The following is a 12,397-nucleotide window of genomic DNA, read 5'->3' as shown; positions in this document are numbered from 1 at the left end:
GGACCCACGGGGGTGGTCCCGGCCGCCCGTCATCCGCCGCGGATCAGTGACCGGCCATCGACCGCCGCGCCACGGGGAAGTCGAAGAACGTGCTCGGGAACGGCTCCGGCTTGAACGTGAAGTGCCACCACTCCTCGGGCAGGTTCACGAACCCCTGCTCCGCCAGCGTCCCCTTCAGGAGCTGCCGATTGGCCCGCTGCGCACCCTGTATCCGTGGATCGTCGGTGTGCGACAACGTGTCGAAGCAGTCGAAGCCCGTGCCCATGTCGACGGAGTTGTCCGGGAAGCGCCGGTCCTGCGGCGCGTAGCACTCCACCAGCTTCTCGCCCGGCTCGTACGGGCGGGTGGTCGCCGCCGGCAGCTTCACGATGGTCAGATCGACCGTCGAGCCGCGACTGTGTCCGGACTTCTCGGCGATGTAACCGTCCGCGAACAGCCTCGACTTGTCGACCAGGGGATAGAACTCCTTCTTCATCTCCTCGTCCTGGAGGTCCTTCGCCCAGCGCACGAAATGGTCGACGGCCCGCTGCGGCCGGTAGCAGTCGTAGACCTTCAGCGAGTAGCCCCGTGCGAGCAGCTTCACCTGGGCACGGTGCAGCGCCTCGGCGGCGGGCCGGGTCAGGATGCACAGCGGCTGGCGGTAGCCGTCGACCTTCTCGCCCACGAAGTTGTGCACCGTCGTGTAGCGCATCTCCTGGATGATCGTCCGGTCCACCGAGCTCAGTGCCACGAACTCCTTCGGAGCCTTCGGCTCCGGCCTGGCCTGCGCGGACGGTACGGCGGCGGTGGCGGCGAGCAGCCCGGCGGACGCCAGCACACCGACGGTACGGAATACGGAAGCAAGTCCTCTCATGTGCACCGTCTATCAGTTCCGCGGGGCACGGGAAAGAGTGATCGCGTACGGTCCTGTCGTGAAGGACTCCTACTGCTCCAGCTGCGGCGCCCGCTACGCCGAGACCGTCGACTGGCCCCGCACCTGCGCCGCCTGCGGCTCCGTCGCCTATCGCAACCCGCTGCCCGTCGCCATCACCCTCCTCCCCGCAACGGACGGGCAGGGAACGGGACTTGTCGTCATCACGCGCACGATCGAACCCGCCAGGGGCGAGGTCGCGCTCCCCGGCGGCTTCATCGACCACGCGGAGGACTGGCGCGACGCCGTCGTCCGCGAGCTGCGCGAGGAGACGGGGATCGAGGCGCCGGCGGGGGAGGTACGGCTCGCCGACGCACTCAGCTCCCCGGCCGGACACCTCCTCCTCTTCGGCCTGCTCCCGCCCCGCCCGGCCTCCGAACTGCCGCCCTCCGCCCCCACGGACGAGACCACCGGATGGCACCTGCTCCGCACCCCGGCCGAACTGGCCTTCCCGCTCCACACGGAGGCGGTGCGCCGCTGGTTCGCGGGGAGGTACACCCACGGAGCCTGAGGACGATCGGTACGGGTTCCTCGGAATCCCGACGAACACCGAGGAACCCGAGGGCCGTCACCCCGCCAGGCCCCGCACCCGCACCGGAAGCGCCACCTCCTCCGAACCTCCGTCCGTCACCCGCTCCACCACCACCCGGCCGTCCACGAGCCGCGACGCGTACCGCTCGATCTCGGCCTTCTCCCAACCGTCCCCGGTGTCCCGCACGACGAGCCCGCCTCCGGCCCGTCCGGCCGCCGGGGCCCACACCTCCAGCTCGAGCCCGCCGTCCGCGCCCCGCACGGGAATCACCGAACCCGCCCGCGCGAGCACCGGGATACGGGACGGGGGCGCGTCCAGCAGGACCTGCCCCGGTCCCTCGTACGCGCGCCCCGTCGCCGTGTCGTACCAGCGCCCGCGCGGCAGCCGCACCGCACGCCGGTCCGCGCCCGGGGCGAGGACCGGCGCCACGAGCAGCGCGTCGCCCACCAGGAACGCGTCCTCGCAGTCCCGCAACGCCCGGTCCTCCGGAGCGCCCCACCACACCGGCCTGACGTACGGCGCGCCGGTCAGCCGGGCGAGCTGGGAGAGCGTGACGAAGTACGGGCGCATCCGCTCCCGCTCGGCCAGCGCCACGCGCGCGTGCTCCAGGACCTCGGCGCCGAACTCCCACGGCTCACGCCGCCCCGCGTCGATGGCCGCATGCGTACGGAACAGCGGCAACCACGCCCCCAGCTGGAACCACCGCAGGAAAAGCTCCGGCGACGGACTCCCGTCGAAGCCGCCGACGTCCGGCCCCGAGTACGGCACCCCGCAGAGGCCCAGCCCCAGCACCAGCGACAGGGACGCCCGCAGCCCCGGCCAACCGGTCGACACATCACCGGACCAGGTCCCGCCGTACCGCTGCATCCCGGCCCAGCCCGAGCGCGAGAAGAGGAACGGCCGCTCGTCCGGCCGCAGCCGGCGCAGCCCCTCGTAGCCGGCCCTCGCCATCGTCAGCCCGTACACGTTGTGCGCCTCGCGATGGTCGCCGCCGCGCCCCTCCAGGGCGTGCCGGGACGAGCGCGGCAGCGTCTGGTCCCCGAAGGGGGAGAAGGAGACCGGCTCGTTCATGTCGTGCCAGATCCCGGAGAACCCCTGCGCGAGCCGCTCCTCGTACAGGCCGCCCCACCACTCCCTTACCGCCGGATCCGTGAAGTCCGGATAGACGCACTCGCCCGGCCAGACCACCCCGTGCACCTCGTTCCCGCGCCCGTCGCGAACGAACGCGCCGGCCGCCGAACCACTGTCGTAGAGCGTGTTCCCCGGCTCCGCCTTCACCGCCGGGTCCACGATCGACACCAGCCGCACCCCCTGCCCCCGCAGCTCGTCCGCGAGCCCCGGCAGATCGGGAAACCGTTCGCGATCCACCGTGAAGACCTGGTGCGCGTCGTAGTGGTCGATGTCCAGATGCAGCACGGACAGCGGAAGCCCCCGCTCGCGGTAGCCGTCCACCACCCGCCGCACCTCCTGCTCGCTGCCGAACCCCCAGCGCGCGTGCTGCGGACCGAGCGCCCAGGAAGGCGGCAGCGCCGGCGCACCCGTCAGGGCCGCCCAACCGTGCAGCACGCGCGCGGGGGTGCCGACCACGACCCAGGAGCGCAGTGGTCCGCCCCCCATCCGGACCTCGCTCGTCCCCGGCCGGTCGTGTCCGGAACCAGCGCCCTCCTCACCTTCGGTGAGGGTGACGCGGCCGTCCCAGGAGTTGTCGTGGAAGGCCAGATGCGTGCCCGCGTCCGAGACGACGAACTGCACCGGCATCGTGATGTACAGCGGATCGTCGCCGGGGGAGAAGCGCCCCTTGGGGTCGGTGTTCCACAGGCGGTACGAGCCGTCGCGCAGCCGCGGCCCCGCCGCCCGCCCGCCGAGCCCGAAGAACCGCGCGTCCGCAGGCACCTCGCTGCGCTGCACCCAGCGTGCCGGCCCGCCCGCGACCGGCTCCCACCAGCGCGGCGGCAGATCCCGCCGCAACACCACACCACCGGGCGTACGGATCTCCACCGCCCCGTGCCGGGACACCGCGACCGTCACCCGCTCCGACACGACCCGCCAACCGCCGTCGGTGTCCGGCTCCAGCTCCGCCCGAGGGTCCGGCTCCGGCGGCTCCCCGGCCAACGCGTACGACGGGAGCGGCTCCGCCCCGTCCCAGCCCCAGAAGACCGTGCCCCCGGCCGACACACTGATCCGCAGCGCCGAACGGGCGAACCGGATGATCCCTCCGCCCGGCAGCGGCTCCGCATCGCCCACCGGACCCGGCACCCGAGCCCGCTCCGTCCCTCTCGGCGGCAATCCCCACGCATCCGTACGACGCTGCCGCCACGCCGAACGCACCGCCCGCAACCCCTGCACCGATCCGAACACCCTCACCGAACGCACCAGCTCACGACCGTCCATGCAGCTCACCCTGCCATTCGGCAAGGCCCCCGCGCGGTTCGTTCAACTGTCGTTCACCCGTGGTGGGAGCACATATTCAGACGTCCGACCATGGGCGGGGAACCCTGGTGCGAAAGACGATCACATGGCATCGTCCCTGTCAGCCGCGTCACGCGCACACCCCAGCACGTGCGCGCGACACACGCAGACCCGCGTTACGCCCAGGGAGAGCCGCCCCATGACATCAGCGCACACCGAGCCGCTCTGGCAGCCGGACGAGGAACGCATCGCCGCCGCAGCGGTCACCCGCTTCCAGTCCTGGGCCGCCGAGCGCCACGGAGCCCCGGCCGAGGGTGGATACCCGGCCCTGCACCGCTGGTCGGTGGAAGAGCTGGAGTCGTTCTGGCAGGCCGTCGCCGAGTGGTTCGACATCCGCTTCTCCACCCCGTACGAGCGCGTCCTCGGCGACCGCTCGATGCCCGGCGCCGAGTGGTTCCCGGGCGCCACCCTCAACTACGCCGAGCACGCCTTGCGCGCCGCCGCGGAGCGCCCCCACGACCCGGCCCTGCTCCATGTGGACGAGACACATGAGCCGCGCCCGATCAGCTGGGCCGAGCTGCGCCGCCAGGTCGGCTCGCTCGCCGCCGAGCTCCGCGCCCTGGGCGTCCGCCCCGGCGACCGCGTCAGCGGATACCTCCCCAACATCCCGGAGGCGGTCACCGCCCTCCTCGCCACGGCCGCCGTCGGCGCGGTGTGGACCTCCTGCGCCCCCGACTTCGGCGCCCGCAGCGTCCTGGACCGCTTCCAGCAGGTGGAGCCGGTCGTCCTGTTCACCGTCGACGGCTACCGCTACGGCGGCAAGGAGCACGACCGCCGTGAGACGGTCGCGGAGCTGCGCGCGGAGCTCCCGACCCTCCGCGCCGTGATCCACATCCCCCTCCTCGGCACCGAGCCCCCCGAGGGAGCGCTCGCCTGGTCGGACCTGACCTCCGCCGACGTGGAGCCGGTCTTCGAGCAGGTGCCGTTCTCCCACCCGCTGTGGGTGCTGTACTCCTCCGGCACCACGGGCCTGCCCAAGGCGATCGTCCAGTCCCAGGGCGGCATCCTGGTCGAGCACGTCAAGCAGCTCGGTCTGCACTGCGACCTGGGCCCCGAGGACGTGTTCTTCTGGTACACCTCCACCGGCTGGATGATGTGGAACTTCCTCGTCTCCGGCCTGCTCACCGGCACCACCGTGGTCATCTACGACGGCAGCCCGGGCTACCCCGACACCGGAGCCCAGTGGCGGGTGGCCGAGCGGACCGGAGCGACGCTGTACGGCACCTCCGCCGCGTACGTCATGGCCTGCGCCAAGGCGGACGTCCACCCGGCGCGGGACTTCGACCTCTCGACGATCAAGTGCGTCGCGACCACCGGCTCCCCGCTCCCGCCCGACGGTTTCCGCTGGCTCCACGACGAGGTCCGCGAGGACCTGTGGATCGCCTCGGTCAGCGGCGGCACGGACGTCTGCTCCTGCTTCGCGGGAGCGGTCCCGACCCTCCCCGTCCACATCGGCGAGCTCCAGGCCGCCGGCCTCGGCACGGACCTGCAGTCCTGGGACCCGTCCGGCAAGCCGCTGGTCGGCGAGGTCGGCGAACTGGTCGTCACCAACCCGATGCCGTCCATGCCGATCCACTTCTGGAACGACCCGGACGGCAGCCGCTACCGCGACAGCTACTTCGAGATGTTCCCCGGGGTCTGGCGCCACGGCGACTGGATCACCATCACGGACCACGGCTCGGTCGTCATCCACGGCCGCTCCGACTCCACGCTGAACCGCCAGGGCGTACGGATGGGCAGCGCGGACATCTACGAGGCCGTCGAACGGCTCCCGGAGATCCGCGAATCCCTCGTCATCGGCCTCGAAGAGCCGGACGGCGGCTACTGGATGCCGCTCTTCGTCCACCTCGCGGAGGGCGCGACGCTGGACGAGGCGCTGATCGCCCGCATCAAGCAGACGATCCGCACCGAACTCTCCCCGCGCCACGTCCCCGACGACATCATCGAGATCCCCGCGGTCCCGCACACCCTCACGGGCAAGCGCATCGAGGTCCCGGTCAAGCGCCTCCTCCAGGGCACCCCGATGTCCAAGGCGGTCAACCCGGGCTCGGTCGACAACATCGACCTGCTCGCCTTCTACGAGAAGCTGGGACGCGACCGGGCGAAGTGATTCGTACGCCGTAGGGGATGGGCTCGCTTTCCGGATCCCGTCCCCTACGGGTGGAGGAGAGCCACTACCCCCCGTACGTCGCCTGAGCCTCGCCCAGCACCTCCGCGAAGTCCGAGGCCAACCGCCCGGCGGCCGCCACCTCCAGCGCCGCCGTCGTGATCCGCACCGCCGTCGGCGTCGCGATACGGAACCGCGCCCCTGCCGCGACCCACCACCCCCGCGTCCGCAGCCCGTTGACGACGGCCGACTCGTCCCGCACCGGCACCCACACGTTCAGCCCGCTCCGCCCGACGGCCGCGATCCCATGGCCCGCCAGCGCGTCGATCAGCGCCGTGCGCCGCGAGGTGTACGCCGCCTCACCGGCCGCCACCAGCCGCGTCACCTCCGGGTCCGCGAGCAGCCCGGCCGCGGTCTCCTGCAGGACGTGACTGACCCAGCCGGACGTCATCAGCATCCGCCCGTCGTGCCGTGCCAGCGTCGCCGCGTCACAGGCGAGCCCGGCCCACCTGAGGTCGATCCCCAGGTGCTTGGACGCGGTCCGCACCTGCGCCCATCGTTCGAGACCGGCCGCGGCCAGGGTGAAGGCCGGTGCCCCCGCGATGTCGGCGTTGTGGTCGTCCTCCACGACGAGGACCGTGGGGAACTCCCTGAGCACCGCCACCAGTTCGTCCCGCCGCGCCTCGGTGACGTACGCGCCCGTCGGGCACTGCCCCCGCGGGCTGCACACCACCGCCCGCACCCCGGCCCGCAGCGCCGTCCGCAGGGCGTCGGGCACCAGGCCCTCTCCGTCCACGGCGACCGGCACCATCCGCAGCCCCAAGGCCGGTACGAGGTCCAGCAGATGATGGAACCCGGGGTCCTCGACCGCCACCGCGTCCCCCGGCCGCAGCTCCGTGGAGAGCAGGCGCGCGATGCAGTCCAGCGCGCCGTGCGCGAACGTCACATGGTCCGTCGGAACCCCGTCCCGCGCGAACCAGGCCCGGGTCAGCTCCTCCAGGGCGGGGAGCCGGGGAGCCGCGCGGTGGGATCCGTACACCGGGGGCACGAGGGCCGGCGGCCGTAGATCCGGCATGAACGCGGGGTCGGGATGGCCGCCCGCCAGGTCCACCAGACCGGCGGGGACCCGAGGCGGGCGCCGCGAGGCCACCGACGGCGCCTCCGAGACCACGGTCCCGCCCCGCCCGCGTGTCATCACGACGCCCCGCTGCCGCAGTTCCTTGTACGCGGTGGCGACCGTGCCGGGACTGACCCCGAGCTCGCCCGCGAGCCGGCGGACCGGAGGCAGCGCGTCCCCCGGGCCGAGCCCACCCTCGGACACGGCCTGTTCAACGGACGCGGCAATTCCCTTGGCCGTCGTCCCGACAATCGAATATTGTGTTGCCACGTACTGAACTATGTATCAATACAATGCTCTGGTCAAGGGGGAACCGAGTGAGCCGTCGAACTCCGAGGCACAACACCGTCCTGAACCGCATACCCGGCGGCCGCGACGGCCGCCGCATGCTCCTCGTCAGCATCATCGACAAGATCGGCACCGGCCTCTGGGCCGGCTGCACCGTCCTCTACTTCACCTACGTCTCCGGGCTCGGCCTCGGTCAGGTCGGCCTCCTCATGACGATCTCCGGCGGCGTCGGCATCGCCGGCGCCCCGCTCGCCGGGCGCCTCGCCGACCGCTTCCCGCTCGTCCGGATCATCGTCGGCGCCCAACTCATGCGCGGCGCCGCCCTCCTAGCCCTCCTGACCACCGACAACTTCCTTCTGCTGACGCTCTACTCCGCACTCGGCGCCCTCCCCGACCGCGCGGGCAGCGTCCTCATCAAGCTGTACGCGGCCCGCCTCGCCGGCTCCGACCGCGTCCGCTACCAGGCCATCCAACGCACCACCGTCAACATCGGCTGGTCCATCGGCGGCCTCGGCGCGGCCGCCGCACTCGCCACCGGCAGCAGCCGCGCCTACGGACTGCTCCTCATCGGCAATGTCGTCACCTACCTCGTCATCGCCGTCCTCACCCTGCGCTGCGCCGAACCCCCCGCCCCCTCCCGCATCGCCGCCACCTCCACCGCGGCGGACGACCGAGCGGCCGTCGCCCCCACCACCCCCTGGCGCGACCGCACCTTCCTCGCCTACACGGCCACCGACGCCGCCCTCTTCCTCGACGACACGATCCTCCAGGTCGCCATCCCCCTCTGGATCGTCCACGCCACCGCCGCACCCGTCGGGCTCGCCCCACTGCTGCTGGTCCTCAACACCGTCCTGGTCGTGCTCTTCCAAGTCCCGCTCGCCCGGTTCGGCGCCACGGCCAAGGCCGCACGGCGCCTCCTCGTCCCGCTCGCCGGCCTCTTCGTCGTCGGCACCCTCGCCCTCGCCGCCTCCGCGGCCGGCGGACGCGCCCTCGCCATCACGGCCCTCGTCGTCGCCGTCATCGCCCTCACCTTCGCCGAGATCGTCCACGCGACCTCCTCCTGGGAACTCTCCGTCGCCCTGGCCCCCGCCGAAGCACAGGGCGCCTACCTCGGCGTCCACGGGCTCGCCCAGTCCACCCAGCGATTCGCAGGCCCCCTGCTCGTCACCGGCGTCATGGCCGCAGGCGCGCTCGCCTGGCCCCTCCTCGGACTCGGCCTCGTCGCCGCGGGCGCGGCGCAGCACCGCCTGATCCGCGACCGGATCCCCAAGCCGTCACTGTCAGTGGCACCGGTTACGGTGAGTGAGCACTGATCGACAGCGCTCAGGGGGAGACATGACACGACCCGGCACCGCCACGACCCTGCGCCGCGCCCTGCGCCGCGAAGTCCCCAGCACCGTCGGCCTCCTCGCCGACGAGGACGACTTCACCGCCATGCGCCGGTACGACACCTTCGTCTTCGACGACCACCCGGCCTACCTCCGCCAGATCGAGGGCCTGCTCAAGTCACTCGCGGGCCAGGGCGGCCACACCACCGTTGCCCTCTTCGACCCCGAGGAGTACGCGCAGTACTGCGAAGACACCGGCATCGACCCCGACCGCCCCGCCAGCCGCAGCCGTTTCACCGCCGAACTCGCCGCCACCGGAGCCCGCATCCCCTATACCGGCCAACCCATGACCAACCTCGTCCCCACCCTCATCGACGCCGCCGTCCGCCGCGCCACCTGGGAGTACGCCGCCCTGCTCCTCACCGACACCGGCGACTGCGCCGACTGCGGACAGGACATCGGCCACGCCGCCTTCGACCGGGCCTCCCACCTGCTCATGCGCCTCCTCGAAGCCGCCGGCCCCGGCACCCACCACCTGGTCTGCAGCGTCCCCGCCGCGGACGAACAACTCCTCGCCGTACTCCACGCCACGCGCGACCAGCACGGACCCGCCCACCTCGACAGCGGCGCCGGAGCCGAATTCGCCACCGTCCTCGCCGCCGGCATCGCCCACGACAGCCCCGGGGGAGTGGTCCTGCGCACCACGATCCCCGGCGCACGCGACCGACTCCACGGCTGGCGCCTCACCCGGGGCACCCTCCACCCCCTCACCGAAGCCGAGGTGTTCAGCGCCTACTGCACCGACGCCCACACCGGAGAACCACTCCCACCCGAACCCCACGTCGACTACCGCGCCGGCTTCCCCGTCACCCCCGAGGACGACGACTGGCCCACCCACCACTGACGCGGAAGGGGCTCCCCGCCACACATGTGACGGGAAGCCCCTTCAACGACCACGACGTACCGGGATCACTCCCCGGACAGCACCGCCTGCGCGGCCACCCGGGCCTCCTCGGCCGTGTCCGCCGCACGAGCCGCCGCGGCGGCACGCTCGCACTGCGCCAGCGTGTACTTCGCGAGCGTCGCCCGCACATACGGAATCGACGCGGCACCCATCGACAGAGAGGTGACACCCAGACCCGTCAGCACACAGGCCAGCAGCGGATCCGAAGCGGCCTCGCCACAGACACCACAGCTCTTGCCCTCGGCCTTGGCCGCCTCGGCGGACAGCGCCACGAGGTCGAGCAGCGCCGGCTGCCACGGATCCTGCAGCCGCGACACGGCCCCGACCTGACGGTCGGCGGCGAAGGTGTACTGAGCCAGGTCATTGGTGCCCAGCGACAGGAACTCCACCTCCTGCAGGATCGAACGCGCCCGCAGAGCGGCGGAGGGAATCTCCACCATCGCGCCGAACTTCGCCTGCAGCCCCGCCTCACGGCACGCGTCGGCGAAAGCCTTCGCGTCCGTACGGTCGGCCACCATCGGCGCCATGACCTCGAGGTACACCGGCAGACCCTCGACGGCCTTCGCCAGCGCCGTCAGCTGCGTCCGCAGCACCTCGGGGTGGTCGAGCAGCGAACGCAGACCCCGGACACCCAACGCCGGGTTCGGCTCGTCCGCCGGCGTCAGGAAGTCGAGCGGCTTGTCCGCACCGGCATCCAGCACCCGCACGACCACACGACCCTCGGGGAACGCCTCGAGCACCTTGCGGTACGCCTCGATCTGCTTCTCCTCAGACGGAGCCTTCTTGCTGTCGTCCAGGAAGAGGAACTCCGTACGGAACAGACCGACGCCCTCGGCCCCGGCCTCCACCGCGGCCGGCACATCGGCGGGACCACCGACATTGGCAAGCAGCGGCACCTTGTGCCCGTCCGAGGTCGCGCCCGGACCGCTGGACGCGGCGAGCGCGGCCTTGCGCTCGGCGGCGGCCGCCGTCATCCGCTCCTTACGCTCCTCGGTCGGCTCCACGAAGATCTCGCCCGTGGAACCGTCCACCGCGATGACCGTGCCCTCGCCGATCTCACCGGCGCCCGGCAGAGCGACCACGGCCGGCACACCCAGCGCCCGCGCGAGGATCGCGCTGTGGCTGGTCGGCCCGCCCTCCTCGGTGACGAAACCGAGGACAAGCGTCGGGTCGAGCAGCGCCGTGTCCGCGGGAGCCAGGTCTCGCGCGATCAGCACATACGGCTCGTCGCTGTCCGGCACACCCGGCATCGGCACGCCCAGCAGACGCGCGACGATACGGTTCCGCACATCGTCGAGGTCGGCCACGCGTCCGGCCATGTACTCACCCGCGCCCGCGAGCAGCTCGCGGTAATGGGAGAAGGCGTCGTAGATACCGCGCTCGGCCGTGCTGCCGACCGCGATCCGACGGTCGACGTCGGCGATGAGCTCCGGGTCCTGGGCGATCATCGCCTGGGCCTCCAGCACGTGCTGTGCCTCGCCCCCGGCAAGATTGCCGCGCGCAATCAGGTCGGCAGCCACAGCTTCCACGGCCTGGCGGGCGCGCCCCTGTTCGCGCTCCGCCTCCTCGGCGGGAATCTGCTTGGCCGGCGGTTCCAGCACCGCCGTGCCCATGTGCCGGACCTCGCCGATCGCCACTCCGTGGCTGACGCCGACGCCTCGCAGCGTTGTCTCCATCTCACCCGTCTCCGATTGAGCGGCGGCACCCGGCCGCCGCGTTGAAGGTCGAACTCGTGGTCGTCACGAGGACGATGCCGGCCTCAGTTCCAACTGAAGAGCTGGTCGTCGGCCTTCACGTCGCCGCTGTCGACGACATCGGAGAGAGAGTCGGCGGTGGCCTCCAGGGCCACGACGGGGCAGATGGGGGACTTGCCGGCGGCCTCGACCTCGACCGGGTTCCAACGGACGACGGCCTGTCCTCGCGTCACGGTGTCCCCCTTGTTCACGAGCAGCTCGAAGCCCTGCCCGTTGAGCTGAACGGTGTCGATCCCGAGGTGGGTCAGCACTCCGTGGCCCTCGCCGTCGACGACGACGAACGCATGCGGGTGCAGAGAGACGATGACGCCGTCGACCGGAGACACGGCCTCCGACGGCTCACGTACGGGGTCGATGGCGGTGCCGGGTCCGACCATCGCGCCGGAGAAGACCGGGTCGGGTACAGCGGCGAGACCGATGGCGCGTCCAGCAAGTGGCGACGTCACGGTTGTCATGGGAAGCCTCCCAGGGGCGGAGATTGTGTGGCGCCGTCACTGCCTGTCCTGGACGGCGTACTGTTCAGAAGCGTATGTCATACGAAGTCCTAGTTCCGCACGAGACGTACCAGTTGGCGGACCTAGGGACTAGCCGGAAACGATTTGCCTCTACTGACGGTGGGATGTACTGTCGTACTCCTGCTTGACCCCAACGCGGCTTTGAGTCGTGGGTCGGCAGCACCTATCAAGCCAGATCCTAACCCCAGTGGTCTACACCTCTGCATGTCCGCGGAGGGGTGGTCAGGGGGAGTGAGAAAGCCTGGTAGTGTTTGACCCCGCCGCAAGGGAAAGCGCGAAAAGCGAATTCCGGAAACGGCAAGCCCGCTCCAGCGGGTGGCAGAAACGGAAATCGGATCTGCTAAGCTGGAAACACGAAAGACCGAAGGGAAAAGCCCGGAGGAAAGCCCGAGAGGGTGAGTACAAAGGAAGCG

9 protein-coding genes are annotated in these 12,397 nt (G+C 71.5%); 4 read left to right on the top strand and 5 right to left on the bottom strand.

Going from position 1 to position 12,397, the window contains the following annotated elements; translation table 11 throughout:
- Nucleotides 1–43: 43 nt before the first annotated feature.
- A complete protein-coding gene (locus ACFQ7Q_RS36025) occupies nucleotides 44–853 on the bottom strand; it encodes a M15 family metallopeptidase (RefSeq protein WP_383562812.1) in 810 nt (269 codons plus the stop codon).
- On the opposite strand from ACFQ7Q_RS36025, the gene ACFQ7Q_RS36020 reads away from it, so the two are divergent.
- On the top strand, nucleotides 852–1,421 hold the full coding sequence (locus tag ACFQ7Q_RS36020) for an NUDIX domain-containing protein (RefSeq protein ID WP_383562810.1): 570 nt from the start codon (nucleotides 852–854) through the stop codon (nucleotides 1,419–1,421). The two genes, ACFQ7Q_RS36025 and ACFQ7Q_RS36020, sit on opposite strands and share 2 nt — an antisense overlap.
- Before the next feature lie 57 nt (nucleotides 1,422–1,478).
- Here ACFQ7Q_RS36020 and ACFQ7Q_RS36015 read toward each other — a convergent pair whose 3' ends face one another.
- On the bottom strand, nucleotides 1,479–3,833 hold the full coding sequence (locus ACFQ7Q_RS36015; protein ID WP_383562807.1) for a glycoside hydrolase family 31 protein: 2,355 nt from the start codon (nucleotides 3,831–3,833) through the stop codon (nucleotides 1,479–1,481).
- 217 nt (nucleotides 3,834–4,050) lie between these two features.
- Between ACFQ7Q_RS36015 and ACFQ7Q_RS36010 the strand changes: the two genes are divergently transcribed.
- Nucleotides 4,051–6,021: an acetoacetate--CoA ligase gene (locus tag ACFQ7Q_RS36010; RefSeq protein WP_383562804.1), complete on the top strand. Its 1,971-nt coding sequence runs from the start codon at nucleotides 4,051–4,053 to the stop codon at nucleotides 6,019–6,021.
- 64 nt (nucleotides 6,022–6,085) lie between these two features.
- Here ACFQ7Q_RS36010 and ACFQ7Q_RS36005 read toward each other — a convergent pair whose 3' ends face one another.
- Nucleotides 6,086–7,405 (bottom strand): aminotransferase class I/II-fold pyridoxal phosphate-dependent enzyme, encoded by a 1,320-nt coding sequence (locus ACFQ7Q_RS36005; RefSeq protein WP_383562801.1) that lies wholly within the window; start codon nucleotides 7,403–7,405, stop codon nucleotides 6,086–6,088.
- Nucleotides 7,406–7,452: 47 nt separating this feature from the next.
- Between ACFQ7Q_RS36005 and ACFQ7Q_RS36000 the strand changes: the two genes are divergently transcribed.
- Together ACFQ7Q_RS36000 and ACFQ7Q_RS35995 are read left to right on the top strand one after the other, a co-directional pair.
- Entirely contained in the window at nucleotides 7,453–8,736 is a 1,284-nt protein-coding gene (locus ACFQ7Q_RS36000; protein WP_383562798.1) for an MFS transporter, read from the top strand.
- Nucleotides 8,737–8,758: 22 nt separating this feature from the next.
- A complete protein-coding gene (locus ACFQ7Q_RS35995; RefSeq protein WP_383562795.1) occupies nucleotides 8,759–9,655 on the top strand; it encodes a hypothetical protein in 897 nt (298 codons plus the stop codon).
- Between the two features lie 65 nt (nucleotides 9,656–9,720).
- Here ACFQ7Q_RS35995 and ptsP read toward each other — a convergent pair whose 3' ends face one another.
- Both ptsP and ACFQ7Q_RS35985 read right to left on the bottom strand, forming a co-directional pair.
- Nucleotides 9,721–11,391, bottom strand: a complete 1,671-nt coding sequence (gene ptsP, locus ACFQ7Q_RS35990; RefSeq protein WP_383562792.1) for a phosphoenolpyruvate--protein phosphotransferase — start codon at nucleotides 11,389–11,391, stop codon at nucleotides 9,721–9,723.
- Between the two features lie 83 nt (nucleotides 11,392–11,474).
- Nucleotides 11,475–11,924 carry a PTS glucose transporter subunit IIA gene (locus ACFQ7Q_RS35985; protein ID WP_383562789.1) on the bottom strand — a complete coding sequence of 150 codons (450 nt, stop codon included), beginning with the start codon at nucleotides 11,922–11,924 and terminating at the stop codon, nucleotides 11,475–11,477.
- Nucleotides 11,925–12,397: the final 473 nt, after the last annotated feature.

It is taken from the genome of Streptomyces sp. NPDC056527 (assembly GCF_042794475.1).
Lineage (GTDB): Bacteria > Actinomycetota > Actinomycetes > Streptomycetales > Streptomycetaceae > Streptomyces.
This window is presented reverse-complemented; position numbering and strand designations above follow the sequence as displayed.